Genomic DNA, 17,216 nt, shown 5'->3' on the forward strand with positions numbered 1-17,216 from the left:
TGCTCTGCTCTGCTCTGCTCTGCTCTGCAAAAGTATGAACCCAAGATGATGGAATTGCCAATACATTTGTATCCCAACCTTGCTCAACTCGGGGAGCCTGATAAAAATTATTCGGCTGATAGCGGTTAGAGATAATCCAATAAGTTTGGTAATCCATTTGATGCAAATATTGCAAAATACCATCAGCTGCAGCAGGATGCGCTTCGATAAAAATCGCAGGTTGGTTTCGTTTAATGGTTTCTCTTGCGCCATCAAGAACACGGAGATCAAAACCCTCCGCATCAATTTTTAACAAATCAAGACTATCTAAACGTTGAACCGGCGCAAAATCATCTAACTTAATAATGCCAATCTCTTCCTTTAAGGTTTCGCCTTGAAAGTTTCCTTCGGTGCTAAATCCTTTATCAATAGAAAAGCTACCATAATTCCAAGGTTGGCTATAATCACTGGTTTCAATCCAAGTTTGGGTATTTTGATCACTGACGCCTAATCGATAACTTTCAACATTAACTAAATTATTTAGCGATAAATTACAACAAAGCTGTTGATAAATAATACGTTGAGGCTCAAAACAAAGTAGTTTACCTTGAGGAACTAATTTAGCTAATGGCACAGCATGCATACCAATATTCGATCCCACCTCAATTACATTAGACGAAGGAGAAAGAAGTAACCTAAATACAAAAACCTCCGCTTCAGACCATTCGCCATAATGAGCGGCAATACTACTAATAAAATCGCCCTGAATAAGGTTAAATTTCCCCCAACGTAACTCTTTTAAATATGTTTGCATACGAGATATCCTTATAGTGAAGATTTGGGCATTATAGCATTTCTTCATCCGAAATTGCCGTAAAAAGAAAAGCCGGGAAATCCCGACTTTGCCTTTCATTTAACTTGAGAATTCAATCAATCCGCTTACTTTACCATGTTCGTCTAATGCAATGAGAGAGTGAATATGCAATGCCTTCATCTGCTCTTCAGCTTTCGCTAAGAAAGTGGAATCCTCAATGGTTTTTGGATTGCGTGTCATAATTTGTTCTGCGGTTTTATTCAAACTTTCCGCTCCAAATTTTGCCAATGCTCGGCGAATATCTCCATCAGTAATAATGCCTTCAAGTTGATCGCCTTGCATAATGACCGCAACGCCCATTCTGCCTTCATTCATCACAGATAAGCATTCGCTAAAACTGGTCGAAGGGGAGGTAACGGGTACTTTGGGATTCATTACATCACGTACACGGCAAAGCAATTTACGCCCTAAACTGCCACCCGGGTGGAATCGCGCAAAATCTTCCGCTCGGAAGTTACGAGCATTAATTAACGCAATCGCTAAAGCATCTCCTAATGCCATTGTGACTAACGTTGAAGTAGTTGGAGCAAGATTATTTGGGCACGCTTCACGTTCTACATTGATATTCAATACAATATCTGCATGCTTTCCTAAGGTGGAATGGGGATTGCCGGTCATCGCAATAATTTTATTGCCAAACCCTTTTAAACTCGGAATCAGTTTATTGACATCATCTGTCTCTCCGCTATTCGAGATTAAGATCACAATATCAATAGCTTTCAGCATTCCCAAATCGCCGTGGAAAGCTTCTGTCGGATGTAAGAAAAAGCTTGGTGTGCCTGTCGATGCTAATGTTGCCACCATTTTTTTTCCCACTAAACCGGACTTACCAATCCCTGCAACAACAACCCGTCCTTCACAGTTTAAGATCATTTCGACCGCTTGATTGAATTCTTCATCAAGACGTTGATTTAAACGCTCTATTTCATAAGCGTAGCGAGTGAGAGTTTCTTTTGCACTGGTTAAATAATTCATTTGCCTTCTCCAGAGAGAAATTTTAGCGCATTATATCCTATTTTTAAGGAAATCATATCAATGACAAGCGGTTGGATTTATTAAATCTTTTACATATAAAAAATCCCAAACACTTCCGTTTGGGATTAAAAGCAAAGAAATTAAAGCTTTAACGATAGTTTTAGTAAACGAGCCACATTTTCTGCACTCGAAGTCAAATTCTCTTGACCTTTTGCTAGGGTTTCTGAAAGTGAACCTAAGTTCCGAATAATAGGGAATACGGCATCAATACCATGCTGATACACAACTTGGTAATCTTCTCTCAAGCAACCTACAATAGCAATAACCGGTTTTGCAAATTGTTTTGCGGTTCGAGCTACGCCTACAGGCGTTTTACCTGCAATACTTTGTGCATCCATTCGCCCTTCACCTGTGATAACCAAATCAGCACCTTTAACATGATCTGCTAATTTCGTTGCTTCAATAATGATCTGTACACCTGCTTTAAGTTGTGTATTTGGGAGTAATAACAAGCCACCGCCCATTCCTCCGGCTGCGCCAGCACCCGCTTTATCTAAAATACGAATGCCTAGTAACTCTTCAACCTTACGAGCAAAATGCGCTAATCCATTATCTAACTCCACCACCATAGAAGGCGTTGCTCCTTTTTGTGGCCCAAATACCGCTGAAGCCCCCATAGAGCCACACAATGGATTATTAACATCACATGCCACTTCAAGCACGATTTGTGATAAACGCGGATCGAGTTCATCTGTTGAAATCGTTTCAATTTGAGCTAAAGCGCCCCCACCCCATTGAATTTCTTGACCTTGAGCATCTAAAAAAGACATACCGAGTGCTTGTAACATGCCAACACCACCATCATTAGTTGCACTACCACCAATACCAAGTAGGATTTTTTTCACGCCTAAATCAAGAGCTTTCTTAATCAACTCTCCCGTACCATAACTGGTTGTTTTCAGTGGGTTACGTGCTTCTTGTGGCACTAAATGTAGCCCTGATGCGGCAGCCATCTCAATAAAAGCCGTTTGCTTATCGCCAGAAAGACCTAAAAATCCCTTAACCTGATTGCCTAATGGTGCCGTCACATCAACTTCAATTAACTCTCCATTCGTTGCATCGATGAGAGATTGAACCGATCCCTCTCCACCGTCTGCCATTGGCACTTTAACATATTCCGCATCTGGATAAATTTGTCTAAATCCGGCTTCAATCGCATTCGCAACTTCTAATGCGGTAAGACTTTCTTTAAAAGAATCTGGGGCAATAACAATCTTCATTTTTTACTCCTAAAATAAACCAAACACACCAAAAATTAAGGTAGAAATGACTGTCATGATGAAACCAATTGCGGTTTCATATGGAATAAGTTTTAAACGCTCACGAATATCCATATTCACGCTCCCTCCTGTGGCATGGAAGAAAGAGCCGTGAGGCATATGATCAAACACTGTTGCCCCTGCATGGATCATTGCAGCGCCAGCCAATGCTGAAACACCTAACTCTAATAGTGTTGCACTAAATACATTAGATGCGACTACAGTACCTGCTGTTGTAGAAGCTGTTGCAAGCGACATTAATGAGCCTGAAATAGGCGCTAATAAATAAGATGGTAAGCCTGAAGCCGTAAGAGCTTCAATCAAGACGTCTTTTAAACCAGAATTAGCAATAATACCTGCCAATGCTCCCGTACCTAATAGCATAATGGCAACAGGAGACATTTTAAGTAAACCGGATGTCGCAAATTGATTTATTTGCTTAATTTTACCCATTACTATTGCGCCAACTAAGCCACCTAAAGGTAATGCAATTAACGGATCAACTTTAATATCTGCAATAGGACGGAGTGCTAATAAAATAATGGCACATAACGGTGCAGAAACAGCGGGTAAGAAAGCGGGTAAATTTTCACTACGATTTACAGAAATTTCCGTATCAACCACTTTTGAACCTTTATTGATCAGTTTTTTTGCTAAAAAATAGGTTAAAACTAAACCAAATAATGCAGGAATAATTCCAGCAGCCATTACTGAAGTTAAAGGAAGGTGAAATGCATCTGATGCTGCAATCGCATTTGGATTTGGGGACATAATATTCCCTGCCTTACCTCCACCAATCATTGCTAATAGAATCGCTGGCTTAGAAAGATCACCACGTTTTGCTAAAGCAAGTGCAATCGGCGATACCGTAATAACTGCCACATCAACAAACACGCCAACTGTCGTCAAAATCATTGTGGAAATAACTAATGCCAATAATGCTCGTGTCTCACCTAATCGTTTCACGATAGTTTCAGCTATCGTATTCGCTGCACCAGACTCAATTAACACGCCGGCTAGAACACCTGCGGCTAAAATTCGCATAACAGCAGTAGTAATATTTTGAGCGCCGCCAATCATCAAACTGACTGTTTCAGATATATCTGCCCCACCAATCAATCCACCTATCAATGCACCAATCAACATGCCGTAGGCAGGTGGCACTTTTTCAAAATCAAAATAATAGCAACAGAGAGAGCAGTAATTGCCCCTAAAGCGGTAATCGTAACCATAAAAAGCTCCTCAACGATTAAATAAGATGAGTGTATTATGATCATTTCTTTTTAAAATGCTTTAGATGAAATAACAAAAAAGTAATGAAAAATCATCACTTTTTTGTTTTATGATACAATTTATCTGATAAGTAATGTTGCTAGATACAAAATACTTTTATCCTCTATCTTATTGAAAGATAAGGAAGTTATCTGGGAAATTCGCTCTAACCGATAACGTAAAGTATTTGGGTGAATAAATAATTTTTTTGCTGCGTGATCAAGATCACAATTTGAGAAAAAATATTGTTGCAAACTTTTCATTAACACCCATTTCTTATCTTGCTCTATGAGTTGATAAATAGGTTTAAATAGAATTTTTGCTTGCCAACTTTGTGCAAAATCCGCCAATAAAGCTGGCATCCGATATTCTTCAAAAAAGAGTAATTGTTTTCTCAAATGCATTTTTTCTACATATAACAATGTTTGCCAAGCATTTTGATAAGAATACTGTATGTCTATTAACGAGCTGACTTCATTACCTACGATGATCTGACAACTTTCCTCTGCAAATTCTGGTGGTAAATAACTTTTCCAAAACTTTGTTTTTTTGAGTATTTCATGTTGATCTAGCGGTTGAAAAATAACAATTTTCTGCAAATCAACTATCGCCGTAGCCACTTTAGGATGATAATGAGAAAGATAGGTCAATAATAATTGGAGTTTTTCCGCTGTGGGTTCTGCAAGTTTAAGCAAGACAGCCATATAAGGAACATCATATCGTAAACCGAAAAATGTAGATTGTTGCTCTATTTGCTCTGGAGAGAGTGTGGCCTTAGCAACCCCTAACACAAATTCCTCTTTATAACGGCTCTGCCAACGTTCCTTTTCAAGCTGCGCGGCCTGTTCGACAATGAGTTCAGCCGCCATCTTAACTAACTTAGCATACTCTCTGACAAGCTCGGGCTTGCCTGAAATACCAACCACGCCAATATTATTATTTAAATAAGTGATAGGGACATTAATGCCTTGTTTAACCTCAAAATGCCACTGCTTTTCTAGTTGTTCATCAATTTCAATAATCTGATTTTTTCTCAGTACTTGAACTGCACCAAGATGCCGTTGCCCTAATCGACAAATATCGCCAGAAGCAATAATTACACCATGTTCATCCATCACATTAACGGAATAAGGAATAATTTGCATCGCTCGCTTGACAATACCTTGTGCTAAAACATTATTTAATTTCACAATAACCTTTCACAAAAAGAAATTTTCTACATTTTAACTTGATGATCTCTTTATAGAAACTTCTTTTTCCCCTTTCACTTTTGCATTACAATCTCTCTATCTTTTTTTCAAAGGACATCATATGAAAAATTTAAAAAAATGCGTACTGCTTGCAACATTAGCTACTTTTCTTACCGCTTGTGGTGTGAAAGGTCCGCTTTATTTCCCAGAAAAAGCACCTGCTGAACAAAAACAAGTAAATTAATTACCATTTATTCTTATAAAAATAATGACATTTTAACAGGATAGCAAATGAATCATTTTGAATATAAAAACCAACAACTTTTTGCAGAAGACATTGCCGTTTCAGATATTGTGAAAGAACACGGTACGCCTGCATATATTTATTCTCGCGCAACACTAGAACGCCATTGGCATGCATTTGATAACGCCTTTGGCGATCATCCTCATTTAATCTGTTTTGCCGTTAAATCTAACTCCAATATTGCTTTACTCAATATCATGGCACGTTTAGGCTCTGGTTTTGATATCGTTTCTCAAGGTGAACTTGAGCGTGTTTTAGCCGCAGGCGGTGATCCAAGTAAAGTGGTATTCTCCGGTGTGGCTAAATCACATGCAGAAATCGCTCGTGCGCTTGAGGTTGGTATTCGTTGCTTTAATGTCGAATCCATTTCTGAACTCCATCGTATCAATGAAGTGGCTGGACAGCTTGGCAAAATTGCACCGATTTCATTACGAGTAAATCCAGATGTCGATGCTCATACCCACCCTTATATTTCAACTGGCTTAAAAGAAAATAAATTTGGTGTGAGCGTACAGCAAGCCAGAGAAGTGTATCGTTTAGCAAGCCATTTACCAAATGTAAAAATTACGGGAATGGATTGTCATATCGGCTCTCAATTAACCGAGTTACAGCCATTCTTAGATGCCACAGATCGCTTAATTGTTTTAATGGAGCAATTAAAAGAAGACGGCATTCGCTTACACCATTTAGATTTAGGTGGTGGTTTGGGTGTGCCTTATCACGGTGAAGAACCGCCACATCCAACAGAATATGCCAAGGCATTATTAGAGAAACTCAAAGACTATCAAGATCTTGAGATTATCCTAGAACCTGGTCGTGCCATCACGGCAAATGCAGGTATTTTAGTCACGAAAGTTGAATACCTAAAAACAAATGAAGATCGCCGTTTTGCGATTGTGGATACCGGTATGAACGATATGATCCGCCCAGCGTTATACGAAGCTTATATGGAATTGACCGAAGTGGATCGCTCACTCTCTCGTGAAAAAGCCGTTTATGATGTGGTTGGTCCTATTTGCGAAACGTCCGACTTCTTAGGGAAACAGCGTGAATTGGCTATCGCTGAAGGCGATTTAATTGCTATGCGTTCGGCTGGTGCTTATGGTGCAACGATGTCATCAACCTATAATTCTCGCCCACAAGCGGTCGAAATTATGGTAGATAGTGCAAATTATTATTTAATTAAAGCGCGTGCTTCATTCGAAGATTTATGGCGTTTGGAAAAATGTTTACCATAAACAAATGGGGGCTTCAGCCCCCTTATTTTTCTCTGCCATTTTGTGATCTATGTCATAAAAATGAAAGAAATTGATAGCTCATAAAAAAGCAAAAGTTTACTATATCAATATACCTATAAATTGTTAGGTTCTTTTATTTTATAACATCAAATGGAGTATTTTATGGAATTCCGTATCGAAAAAGATACTATGGGCGAAGTGCAAGTACCAGCAGACAAATATTGGGCAGCTCAAACAGAGCGTTCACGCAATAACTTCAAAATTGGACCAGAAGCATCAATGCCGAAAGAAATCATTGAAGCATTCGGTTATTTGAAAAAAGCTGCTGCTTACGCAAACCACGATTTAGGCGTACTTTCTGCTGAAAAACGTGATTTAATCGCTCAAGCCTGCGATGAAATTTTAGCGAATAAATTAGATGATCAATTCCCATTGGTAATTTGGCAAACAGGTTCAGGTACGCAATCTAATATGAATGTGAATGAAGTGGTTTCAAACCGTGCGCACGTTTTAAACGGTGGTAAACTTGGCGAGAAATCAATTATTCACCCAAATGATGATGTGAATAAATCACAATCTTCAAACGACACTTACCCAACAGCGATGCACATTGCGGCATACAAAAAAGTGGTTGAACATACCCTTCCTTGCGTAAAACGTTTACAAAAAACTTTAGCTGACAAAGCAGCAGCATTCCAAGATGTGGTGAAAATCGGTCGTACTCACTTAATGGACGCAACACCATTAACATTAGGTCAAGAGTTCTCTGCTTATGCAGCACAATTAGCTTTTGGTATCAAAGCGTTAGAAAATACGTTACCGCATTTAGCAGAATTAGCATTAGGTGGTACAGCGGTAGGTACAGGTTTAAATACACCAAAAGGCTACGATGTGAAAGTTGCAGATTATATTGCGAAATTCACCGGTTTACCGTTCGTGACTGCACAAAACAAATTTGAAGCACTCGCAACACACGATGCGATTGTCGAAACTCACGGTGCGTTAAAACAATTAGCAGTTTCACTTTACAAAATCGCTAACGATGTGCGTTTATTAGCATCTGGCCCACGTTCAGGTATCGGCGAAATTTTAATCCCTGAAAATGAACCAGGTTCATCAATTATGCCAGGTAAAGTAAACCCAACCCAATGTGAAGCAATGACAATGGTTTGCGCACAAGTGTTAGGTAACGATGTAACAATTTCATTTGCTGGTACACAAGGTCACTTCCAATTAAACGTGTATAAACCAGTAATGGCGTACAACTTCTTACAATCTGCACAATTATTAGGCGATGCGTGCGTATCATTCGATGAACACTGTGCAATCGGTATTGAACCAAACTATCCACGCATTAAACAGCAATTAGATCAATCTCTAATGCTTGTAACTGCATTAAATACCCATATCGGTTATGAAAATGCAGCGAAAATTGCGAAAACTGCACACAAAAACGGTACAACACTCAAAGAAGAAGCGATCAACTTAGGTTTAGTGACAGCTGAACAATTTGATGAGTGGGTACGCCCTGAAGATATGGTGGGAAGTTTGAAATAACCCATTAAAAATAGGATAAAACTAAGGCACTCTTTCGAGTGCCTTTCTTTTGGAGCAGATCGCAAAAATTACTTTCTACCAAACATTCCGCCCAGTCCGCCTAAGCCACCAAGACCACCGCCCATCATTCCTTTCATACCACGCATCATTTTCGCCATACCGCCTTTACGCATTTTTTTCATCATACGTTGCATTTCGTCAAACTGTTTGAGCAGTTTATTCACATCTTGCACTTGCGTACCTGAACCCAACGCAATACGGCGACGGCGTGAGCCTTTAATAATGTCTGGGTTAGCACGCTCTTTCAGGGTCATTGAGTTGATGATTGCTTCCATTTTGATGAACATTTTGTCATCGACTTGATTTTTAATGTGATCCGGTAAATTCTTCGCCCCAGGTAATTTATCAAGCATCGACATCATACCACCCATTTTTTTCATTTCTACGAGCTGTTCGCGGAAATCATCAAGGGTAAAATCATCGCCTTTCTTGAATTTTGCCGCCATTTTTTCGGCTTTTTCCTGATCGACAGAACGTTGTAAATCCTCAATCAACGACAGCACATCGCCCATACCTAAAATGCGTGAAGCGATACGATCAGGGTGGAATGGCTCAAGGGCATCGGTTTTCTCGCCAACCCCTAAGAATTTAATCGGCTTGCCGGTAATTTGACGAATAGATAACGCCGCACCACCACGAGCATCACCATCGACTTTAGTTAAAATTACCCCAGTGAGAGGTAGAGCTTCGTTAAAGGCTTTTGCCGTGTTTGCCGCATCTTGACCTGTCATTGCATCGACAGTAAACAAGGTTTCAATCGGGTTTAACACCGAGTGAATTTGCTGGATCTCTTCCATCATCTCGCCATCAACGTGCAAGCGACCTGCGGTATCGACAATTAACACATCAAAGAAATTGAGCTTAGCGTGTTTCAATGCGGCTTCTGCAATCTCAACCGGTTTTTGCGAGGTTTCTGTCGGGAAGAAATCGACTTTTAACGCTTCCGCAAGGGTTTGAAGCTGTTTAATCGCCGCTGGGCGATAAACGTCGGCAGACACCACAAGCACTTTTTTCTTATGGCGTTCTTTTAAGAATTTCGCCAATTTACCGACAGAGGTGGTTTTACCAGCCCCCTGCAAACCCGCCATTAAAATCACCGCTGGCGGTTGGGTGGCAAGGTTCAGCCCTTCATTTGCTTCGCCCATCGCTTTTTCAAGCTCAGCTTGCACGATTTTCAGGAACTCCTGCCCCGGTGTTAAGCTCTTATTGACTTCTTCGCCAATGGCACGCTCTTTGACTTTATTGATAAACTCACGCACCACAGGCAAAGCCACATCGGCTTCTAACAACGCCATACGCACTTCACGCAGGGTATCTTTAATGTTATCTTCGGTTAAACGCCCTTTCCCCGTAATGTTTTTTAGGGTTTTGGATAGTCTGTCGGATAGGTTCTCAAACATAATCTTTTCTCTATTTGCAAAATGCTATTTAAATCTGGCCGCTTGTAAGCAGTAAAGTAGGCGTATTATACAAAAAAACCACCTGAAAAGGCGGTTTATTTATGGATTAGGTAAATTTGATGGCGAAAACAGTACTATCAACAATGATACAAGACCTAAATCAAATTTATTTTATTAATGCCTGTATATTGACAATGAAATTTATCACATTCGCTCGGAGGTTCTCCCCTGTTACACCACCGAATAGTAAGATAGGGTACGTTAAATTACAGTGACCATTACTCTTGGAGGCAAATAAAGAGGTGTAGTTCTGCCTGTTATTGACGGCGTCACATACACTTTCTTTAGTCTGAGTTGCCACGAGCAAATACGCATTATCACGCAACATCGCAGCAACAGGCTGAGTCAGTTTAATATTATTTTCTTCCCAAAAAGATGAATTTCCCAACAAAACTAAAAGTGCAGACTTATTGGGGTCTATATGATGTGTTTCTAGAAGATTGTCATGCTCTAGCGCTGCTTTTAATTCACTTAATGAGATGGTTTCATCAAATACTTGTGCAGTGAATGGCTCTGCTTTAACCACATTTACCACACTAAACGCCAACATTAATGCACCAAACATTCGTACAAATTTGTTCATCATTATAAATCCTTATCTTATAGAAACTCATTCTTATCAACGAACAGATATTTTTTTAACAAGAGCAGCAAATATCGTTATCGTTGACTTGATATTATTTTTGCTTATACCACCAATTAAATTCATTGTTGTCACTAGATTACAATTCTTGCCATTTTTAATAATATAAGCCCCGAATAACTGCCCATTCCAATCAGTAATTGTTTTTTCATTACATTGTGTTTCAGGAAGATATGCTATAAACAATATTCTAGAGTTCAAAAGACTTACTCCTACAGAAGACACATGAACATTTAGATTTTTCCATATTTCATTATCTCCCGTTGCATAAATTTGTACACCTTCACGTTGAGCTTGAAACCTCATTAAATCTTCACTCTCTAAGATGCTTCTTAATTCACTCCAAGAAAGTTTTTCATCAACCATTTCCGTAGTTGCCGCTTTTGCACTAACTGTATTTACCACGCCTAAGGCTAACATTGCTACACTAAGCATTCGTATAAATTTTTTCATCGTTTATTTCCCCTTACTTATTAACGGCTAATGGTAATTTCTAAGCAATTAGTAGCAACTGTATATTGAATAGAGTAATTTTTATACTCCTTGATGATTTTGTGCATTGCTTTATCAATAAGCTCCTTATCGTAATGAATACAAATAACAGCCTTTTGTTCTGCTACCTCAAGCTCTGCTTTAAGCATGTCAATTTTCGCTTGAACTGTTGGTGCAATAAAATCATACACTTCTTTTAAAGTTACCATTTCAAAATCCTTATCCATCTAAATTGATTAAATACTGAACGAATATTGAAATTGTTTGTTTAATGTTCTCCAGTATTTGTTATATGTAGATCTCTACGTCAAGTAGAGATCTACATTCAGTATGGTACTGAATGGCGTATAAATTATGTACAAAAGATATGGGTAATATCAAGCGGTCAAATTCTTATACTTTTTTGTAATTGCCATAAGAAGTATGGCTCAATTGGTAGAATAAAGGTAAATCTAACTAAGAATAACTTTGTGGTATAAAAAAAGCGACATCACGCAATGTAATGTCGCAAAATTGACGATATTCGAGGAATCATTATTGTAATTTGTTTACCCATAATGATACTCTTTTTGTTCTGATAAAGTGAAGCGAAATTTCATTTTTTTCTCAACTTTGAGAACTAGATCACAAAATGAAAAATTATTACTAGAAAAGCAAAACCCCGATGATTTCTCATCGGGGCTTCTTAATATGGCTCCTCCTGCGGGACTCGAACCTGCGACATATGGATTAACAGTCCACCGTTCTACCGACTGAACTAAGGAGGAATTGATGGTGCCTCGAGGCGGAATCGAACCACCGACACGGGGATTTTCAATCCCCTGCTCTACCGACTGAGCTATCGAGGCAACTCGTCGTTTACGGGGTGCATTATGCAGTTTTTTTTAAATGTCGTCAAACGTTTTTTTCAAAAATTTAAGAAATTCTGTTTGAACGATCTTTTTTTGCGCTAATTGTGTTTTTTAACAACAATTTAACGAATACTTGTGTATTTTTCCCGAGCTTTCGATACTTTTTTCAGATAGTTACGAGCCTGCCCAGATGGGTGAGCAGTGGTTAAAATACGATAAACTGCATCCGGCGATAGGTCATTAATACGATCAATTGCCGCATATTTATCATAGTCGAAGACTTTTAATACTGCACCCGCACCACTGTTATAAGCAGAAATCATTGCATAACGTTTTGAAACAGGATCAGTAATGCCATCAAGATACTCATCACGTAAGATGGTTAAATACATTGTTCCGCTGTCAATGTTTTGTTCAGGGTTATATAAATACTCTCTATCTGGCTGCCCGCCAAAGCCTTTACGTGCAAAAATATCTCGACCGGCTGTACGAGGTACAACTTGCATTAAACCGATCGCATTGGCATAACTTACCGCATAAGGGTTAAATGCCGATTCAACTTCCATAATCCCTAAGATTAAACTTGGTTCAATGCCGTAGCGTTTCGCCATTTTGCGCACCAATGGAAGATATTGTCTTGCACGAACTTCAACGTGTCCTTCCACCATTTTAATTTGTACATAAGTGACAGTACGACCGTTTTTCAAACGGCGCGTTTGTACTTTTTGTAATAAATAGGTTGCAAAGTCATTTGCAATGGCAGTATTTGCAACATCACGACCATACTGGTCTCGAACCTGCCCCATCAAGAACGGGTTTGAGCTGATTGGTGTATCGCCCGATGCAAATAGGTCGATCCCTTTCGGGTCTGATCCCATCAATAACGTATGAATAATCGCATTACGTAAACGGTTTTGATCCGCCAGTGTTTCAATGGTAATAGCACCGTCTTCAAAAGAAATATGGCTACGTGTATAAAATTGGTCAGTATATTTTACGTAATCTTTACGGCTTGCCACTAACAGTTCATTACTTCCCCAAATATCATCAATATTATGTGAAAATTGTCCTGTTAAAATATCTAAACCATTGGTATCTTTATAATCGTAGCTCCGCTTACCGGTACGCTTTTTCGTACTTTTTTGTGGACTACTGCTGCAAGAGATCAAAAAAGGCACGAAAGCCAACAGCGGTAAAAACTTTATATACTTTTTCATTTAAGTCTATTCCACCGGTTTATAGCCATCAATGATAACATCTTTACCTTCGAATAAGAAATTGACCATTTCTGTTTCTAAAAGTTTACGATGTTCTGGGTTCATCATATTCAATTTTTTTTCATTGACTAACATCGTCTGTTTTTTGATCCACTCGCCCCACGCTTGTTTACTGATGCTATCAAAAATACGTTTACCTAATTCGCCTGGGTAAAGTTGAAAATCTAAACCATCAGCCTCTTTTTTTAAATATTCACAAAATACAGTACGAGCCATTTTCTAATCCTTTTTATTCTCGATAAGTGAGAGATAATTCATCTAAAATCCGCTTCACGGGTGTTGCCAACCCAATTTCATTCGGCGATGTGAGATCATACCAATAATTCGCCTTTGAAGATACAGACGGACGATAATTTCCGCTATTTTCCGCCACTTTAAGCGGTAAAGTTTCGTCAATTTTTTGCAAATCTAACTCTACCAAAATCGGGGTAATATCCAGATGAAAATGACTAAACGTATGACGAAAAGCGGTTAATTGCTGTGAAATTTGCAAATTTTGTGAAAAAACAAACCGCTTGAGGGTGTCAAAATCCTCAAATTGAGGAAAGACATACAAACCGCCCCACAACCCTTTGGCTTCTCGTTTCTCCAATAAAATGTCTGTGCCTCGTTTTAAAATTAAAAAATAACTTTGCTTCTCCGGTAACGCCTTTTTCGGTTTCTTGGCAGGAAAATCTGCCCAAGCCTGTTGAGCGTTTGCCTGACAGTTTTTTTCTAAAGGACAAAGAGAACATTTTGGTTTAGAACGAGTGCAAATCATCGCCCCTAAATCCATCATTGCCTGATTAAAATCAGCAACTTGCGAGGTAGGCGTAACCGCCTCCGTCAATGCCCACAATCTATTTTCAACCGGCTTTTCGCCCGCCCAACCTTCCACCGCAAAATAACGAGAAAGCACCCGTTTGACATTTCCATCTAAAATCGGATGAGGGGCATTTAACACCGAGGATAAAATCGCGCCAGCAGTGCTTCTCCCCACGCCGGAAAGTGCCAAAACATCGGCAAAAGCGGTTGGAAATTCGCCCCCAAACTCATCTCGAATTTGCTGCGCCGCCTTGTGTAAATTTCTGGCACGAGCGTAATAACCAAGCCCCGTCCACAAATGCAGAACCTCATCAATAGAGGCATTAGCTAAATCAACTACCGTAGGAAAGCGTTGCATAAATCGCTCAAAATAGGGAATGACCGTAACCACTTGCGTTTGTTGTAACATCACTTCCGACAACCACACGCCATATAAGCTCTTATTTTGTTGCCAAGGCAGATGTTTACGCCCATATTGCTGATACCACGCCAATACACGTTTTGCAAAAGGCGCTTCAACGGAAGATTGCGCCAAAGGAAATTCGTTTTTTTCTTTTTTCATTGAGATACATTAAAATTCACATTAAAAACAAATAGTAACCCAAGCGGTCAAATTTAGCGAAAACTTTGCAAAAGTTTAAAAAATCCGACCGCTTATCTAAGGACAAATTATGACACCCATTCTCGGTTTTCATCATATTGCGTTAATCGTATCAAACTACGAAAAATCCAAACATTTCTATACGCAAATTCTCGGTGCGGATATTCTTGCCGAAACCTATCGTGCCGAACGCCAAAGCTACAAACTTGATTTACGCTTTGCCGATGGTTCTCAAATTGAATTATTTAGCTTCCCTAACCCACCACAACGTGTAAGCTCGCCTGAAGCCTGTGGGCTGCGCCACCTCGCTTTTCGTGTCGCAAACATTGAGCAGGCAACCCAATTCTTACAAGCACATGGCATTGAATGTGAGCCTATTCGTATCGATGAACTGGCCGGCAGAGCCTTTACTTTCTTCCGAGATCCTGATGATCTCCCATTAGAGTTTTATGAGGTTAGCGAATGATCTTCCCCCCACTTTCTTCTGGAATTTTGATCCAACGTTACAAACGTTTTTTAGCCGATGTACAACTTCCTAACGGCGAAAAAATTACCGTTCATTGCCCAAACACAGGTGCAATGACGGGTTGCGCCAATGTCGGTGATACCGTTTGGTTCTCCACTTCGAATAATCCTAAACGAAAATACGCCTACACGTGGGAGCTTACTCAAACTCAAGCCGGCGATTTTATTTGCGTTAATACGCAACGAGCCAATCAACTCGTGGCTGAAGCGTTAAGTCATAAATGGATCCGTGAATTGGCGAGTTACGATAATATTTTACCGGAGCAAAAATATGGCGAGGAAAAAAGCCGGGTTGATTTTTTATTGAAACAGCAAGGATTAGCTGATTGCTTTGTGGAAGTAAAATCTACTACGTTGCTTACAGAAAACGGAGTAGGAATGTTTCCCGATGCGAAAACCGAGCGAGGACAAAAACATCTCAGAGAACTCATCGCGATTGCCCAACAGGGGCAACAAGCGGTCATTTTCTTTGCTGTTTTGCATACAGGCATTACGCAATTTGAAGTGGCAAAACAGATCGACCCTAAATATGCCGAACTCTTTAATCAAGCCCGCCAAAATGGCGTGCTAGCTTTAAGTTATAAAGCGACCATTGAATTAGTGCAAGGCGTGCCCGTGGCAATGAATTTGCAAAATTCCATAAAAATCTGACCGCTTGCCCTTGAAAAGAATAACGTTCTCCCCAATCTAACAGGCAGTTTTTATTAAAATCAAGGATATACAATGACAACGATCGTATGCGTTCGCAAAGATGGCAAAGTTGCTATCGGCGGTGACGGACAAGCTACTTTAGGCAATTGCGTAGAAAAAGGTACGGTGCGTAAAGTTCGCCGTTTATATAAAGATAAAGTGGTAACCGGCTTTGCAGGCTCAACGGCAGATGCCTTTATTTTGCGTGATCTGTTTGAGAAAAAACTGGAATTACATCAAGGGCATTTAGTGAAATCTGCGGTTGAACTCGCCAAAGAATGGCGTACCGAACGTTCACTTCGCAAATTAGAAGCGATGATGATCGTCGCAAACGAAAGCGAATTTTTACTGGTTTCAGGTAGCGGCGATGTTATTGAGCCTGAATTTGATGTATTAGCTATCGGTTCGGGCGGTAACTATGCAAAAGCGGCGGCTCTTGCCCTATTAAGAACAGAAAATAATCTTTCTGCCAAAGAAATCGTGGCAGAAGCGTTAAAAATTGCTGGGGATATTGATATTTACAGCAACCATAATCACGTGATTGAAGAGGTTTAACACTGACTACTGCCTAGGGCTCCTCGCCCTAGGTTAGGCATAAATTAGCTCCTACGGAGCTATATGGAAAACTAAATGAGTTACACCAAACTTCTCTATCATATTATTTTTCGCACCAAATATAGTGAACCCAGTATTTGTTTTGAAAATGAAGAACATTTATATCGCTGTATTTGGCATTTTGTAAATGAGAAAAAATGTGTACTTCATCGTGTAAATGGGATGCCTGATCATATACATTTATTAGTTGAATTGCCTGCAACTTATGCAGTTTCTGTCTTTGTGAGAGAATTAAAAAATACGACACATAAATTTATTGATGATCACAAACAACTATTTCCCACTTTTTATGCTTGGTCGGTTGGTTACTGTGCATTAACTTACAGTAATAATGAAAAACAGAAAATTATTGAATATATTAAAAACCAGAAAATTCATCATCAAACCATTAATTTTGAAGATGAAATAAAACAGCTTTTACAACAAGCTCAAATAGAGCATTCTCCTGAATACTTTAATTTATAAAGCTCCGAAGGAGCTTATTTATACT

18 protein-coding genes, 2 tRNA genes and 1 pseudogene are annotated in these 17,216 nt (G+C 39.4%); 7 read left to right on the forward strand and 14 right to left on the reverse strand.

All coding sequences use genetic code 11. The features are described from left to right. The 5 genes and pseudogenes from AM305_RS00005 to AM305_RS00025 all read right to left on the reverse strand — a co-directional run. The coding region (locus tag AM305_RS00005) for an FkbM family methyltransferase (protein WP_005821799.1) at positions 1-793 on the reverse strand (793 nt) is incomplete at its 3' end. Positions 794-892: 99 nt separating this feature from the next. Next, on the reverse strand, positions 893-1,828 hold the full coding sequence (locus tag AM305_RS00010; RefSeq protein WP_005821801.1) for a KpsF/GutQ family sugar-phosphate isomerase: 936 nt from the start codon (positions 1,826-1,828) through the stop codon (positions 893-895). Positions 1,829-1,968: 140 nt separating this feature from the next. Further along, entirely contained in the window at positions 1,969-3,108 is a 1,140-nt protein-coding gene (locus AM305_RS00015; RefSeq protein ID WP_005821804.1) for a glycerate kinase, read from the reverse strand. A 9-nt stretch (positions 3,109-3,117) separates the two neighbouring features. Next, positions 3,118-4,379 (reverse strand): annotated as a pseudogene (locus tag AM305_RS00020) (GntP family permease). 120 nt (positions 4,380-4,499) lie between these two features. Next, on the reverse strand, positions 4,500-5,609 hold the full coding sequence (locus AM305_RS00025) for a CdaR family transcriptional regulator (RefSeq protein WP_005821809.1): 1,110 nt from the start codon (positions 5,607-5,609) through the stop codon (positions 4,500-4,502). Between the two features lie 121 nt (positions 5,610-5,730). Here AM305_RS00025 and lptM point away from each other — a divergent pair, with 121 nt between their 5' ends. The 3 genes from lptM to fumC all read left to right on the forward strand — a co-directional run bounded on the left by lptM (position 5,731) and on the right by fumC (position 8,708). Then, entirely contained in the window at positions 5,731-5,853 is a 123-nt protein-coding gene (gene lptM, locus AM305_RS11875; protein ID WP_005821810.1) for an LPS translocon maturation chaperone LptM, read from the forward strand. A gap of 47 nt (positions 5,854-5,900) precedes the next feature. Next, positions 5,901-7,151 carry a diaminopimelate decarboxylase gene (lysA, locus tag AM305_RS00035; RefSeq protein ID WP_005821811.1) on the forward strand — a complete coding sequence of 417 codons (1,251 nt, stop codon included), beginning with the start codon at positions 5,901-5,903 and terminating at the stop codon, positions 7,149-7,151. 162 nt (positions 7,152-7,313) lie between these two features. Continuing rightward, on the forward strand, positions 7,314-8,708 hold the full coding sequence (fumC, locus tag AM305_RS00040; RefSeq protein ID WP_005821813.1) for a class II fumarate hydratase: 1,395 nt from the start codon (positions 7,314-7,316) through the stop codon (positions 8,706-8,708). A gap of 68 nt (positions 8,709-8,776) precedes the next feature. On the opposite strand, the gene ffh is transcribed toward fumC, so the two are convergent. The 9 genes from ffh to mutY form a co-directional block, all read right to left on the reverse strand. After that, positions 8,777-10,168 carry a signal recognition particle protein gene (gene ffh / locus AM305_RS00045; RefSeq protein ID WP_005821815.1) on the reverse strand — a complete coding sequence of 464 codons (1,392 nt, stop codon included), beginning with the start codon at positions 10,166-10,168 and terminating at the stop codon, positions 8,777-8,779. A 166-nt stretch (positions 10,169-10,334) separates the two neighbouring features. Then, positions 10,335-10,814: a hypothetical protein gene (locus AM305_RS00050; protein ID WP_035293418.1), complete on the reverse strand. Its 480-nt coding sequence runs from the start codon at positions 10,812-10,814 to the stop codon at positions 10,335-10,337. Between the two features lie 33 nt (positions 10,815-10,847). After that, a complete protein-coding gene (locus AM305_RS00055) occupies positions 10,848-11,324 on the reverse strand; it encodes a hypothetical protein (RefSeq protein ID WP_005821818.1) in 477 nt (158 codons plus the stop codon). Between the two features lie 20 nt (positions 11,325-11,344). After that, entirely contained in the window at positions 11,345-11,572 is a 228-nt protein-coding gene (locus tag AM305_RS00060) for a hypothetical protein (RefSeq protein WP_005821820.1), read from the reverse strand. Between the two features lie 482 nt (positions 11,573-12,054). Continuing rightward, a tRNA-Asn gene (locus AM305_RS00065) sits at positions 12,055-12,130 on the reverse strand. Positions 12,131-12,135: 5 nt separating this feature from the next. Then, positions 12,136-12,211, reverse strand: a tRNA-Phe gene (locus AM305_RS00070). A gap of 125 nt (positions 12,212-12,336) precedes the next feature. Continuing rightward, the gene (gene mltC / locus AM305_RS00075) at positions 12,337-13,431 is read right to left on the reverse strand and encodes a membrane-bound lytic murein transglycosylase MltC (protein ID WP_005821821.1); all 1,095 of its coding nucleotides are present in this window, start codon (positions 13,429-13,431) and stop codon (positions 12,337-12,339) included. 6 nt (positions 13,432-13,437) lie between these two features. Next, complete coding sequence (locus tag AM305_RS00080; protein WP_005821824.1) at positions 13,438-13,707, reverse strand: oxidative damage protection protein; 270 nt, start codon at positions 13,705-13,707, stop codon at positions 13,438-13,440. 13 nt (positions 13,708-13,720) lie between these two features. Then, positions 13,721-14,857 carry an A/G-specific adenine glycosylase gene (gene mutY / locus AM305_RS00085; protein WP_005821825.1) on the reverse strand — a complete coding sequence of 379 codons (1,137 nt, stop codon included), beginning with the start codon at positions 14,855-14,857 and terminating at the stop codon, positions 13,721-13,723. Between the two features lie 106 nt (positions 14,858-14,963). Between mutY and gloA2 the strand changes: the two genes are divergently transcribed. The 4 genes from gloA2 to tnpA all read left to right on the forward strand — a co-directional run bounded on the left by gloA2 (position 14,964) and on the right by tnpA (position 17,191). Beyond that, complete coding sequence (gene gloA2, locus AM305_RS00090) at positions 14,964-15,362, forward strand: SMU1112c/YaeR family gloxylase I-like metalloprotein (protein WP_193594248.1); 399 nt, start codon at positions 14,964-14,966, stop codon at positions 15,360-15,362. Further along, positions 15,359-16,072, forward strand: coding sequence for a DNA/RNA nuclease SfsA (sfsA, locus tag AM305_RS00095; protein ID WP_005821828.1), 714 nt, complete (start codon positions 15,359-15,361; stop codon positions 16,070-16,072). The genes gloA2 and sfsA overlap by 4 nt, the downstream gene beginning before the upstream one ends. A gap of 72 nt (positions 16,073-16,144) precedes the next feature. After that, the gene (hslV, locus tag AM305_RS00100) at positions 16,145-16,666 is read left to right on the forward strand and encodes an ATP-dependent protease subunit HslV (protein WP_005713804.1); all 522 of its coding nucleotides are present in this window, start codon (positions 16,145-16,147) and stop codon (positions 16,664-16,666) included. A gap of 75 nt (positions 16,667-16,741) precedes the next feature. Next, positions 16,742-17,191 (forward strand): IS200/IS605 family transposase, encoded by a 450-nt coding sequence (tnpA, locus tag AM305_RS00105; protein WP_005819533.1) that lies wholly within the window; start codon positions 16,742-16,744, stop codon positions 17,189-17,191. Positions 17,192-17,216: the final 25 nt, after the last annotated feature.

The sequence above is a fragment of the Actinobacillus minor NM305 genome (assembly GCF_000175195.1).
Taxonomy (GTDB): Bacteria; Pseudomonadota; Gammaproteobacteria; order Enterobacterales; family Pasteurellaceae; genus Haemophilus_A; species Haemophilus_A minor.

Bases quoted from the DNA above. Each gene is read 5' to 3' on its own strand.
- AM305_RS00055 (WP_005821818.1), bottom strand. From the start codon at position 11,324: ATGAAAAAATTTATACGAATGCTTAGTGTAGCAATGTTAGCCTTAGGC.
- AM305_RS00060 (WP_005821820.1), bottom strand. From the start codon at position 11,572: ATGGTAACTTTAAAAGAAGTGTATGATTTTATTGCACCAACAGTTCAA.
- AM305_RS00010 (WP_005821801.1), bottom strand. From the start codon at position 1,828: ATGAATTATTTAACCAGTGCAAAAGAAACTCTCACTCGCTACGCTTAT.
- hslV (WP_005713804.1), top strand. From the start codon at position 16,145: ATGACAACGATCGTATGCGTTCGCAAAGATGGCAAAGTTGCTATCGGC.
- mutY (WP_005821825.1), bottom strand. From the start codon at position 14,857: ATGAAAAAAGAAAAAAACGAATTTCCTTTGGCGCAATCTTCCGTTGAA.
- lysA (WP_005821811.1), top strand. From the start codon at position 5,901: ATGAATCATTTTGAATATAAAAACCAACAACTTTTTGCAGAAGACATT.
- ffh (WP_005821815.1), bottom strand. From the start codon at position 10,168: ATGTTTGAGAACCTATCCGACAGACTATCCAAAACCCTAAAAAACATT.
- AM305_RS00015 (WP_005821804.1), bottom strand. From the start codon at position 3,108: ATGAAGATTGTTATTGCCCCAGATTCTTTTAAAGAAAGTCTTACCGCA.
- tnpA (WP_005819533.1), top strand. From the start codon at position 16,742: ATGAGTTACACCAAACTTCTCTATCATATTATTTTTCGCACCAAATAT.
- mltC (WP_005821821.1), bottom strand. From the start codon at position 13,431: ATGAAAAAGTATATAAAGTTTTTACCGCTGTTGGCTTTCGTGCCTTTT.
- AM305_RS00050 (WP_035293418.1), bottom strand. From the start codon at position 10,814: ATGATGAACAAATTTGTACGAATGTTTGGTGCATTAATGTTGGCGTTT.
- AM305_RS00080 (WP_005821824.1), bottom strand. From the start codon at position 13,707: ATGGCTCGTACTGTATTTTGTGAATATTTAAAAAAAGAGGCTGATGGT.
- fumC (WP_005821813.1), top strand. From the start codon at position 7,314: ATGGAATTCCGTATCGAAAAAGATACTATGGGCGAAGTGCAAGTACCA.
- lptM (WP_005821810.1), top strand. From the start codon at position 5,731: ATGAAAAATTTAAAAAAATGCGTACTGCTTGCAACATTAGCTACTTTT.
- sfsA (WP_005821828.1), top strand. From the start codon at position 15,359: ATGATCTTCCCCCCACTTTCTTCTGGAATTTTGATCCAACGTTACAAA.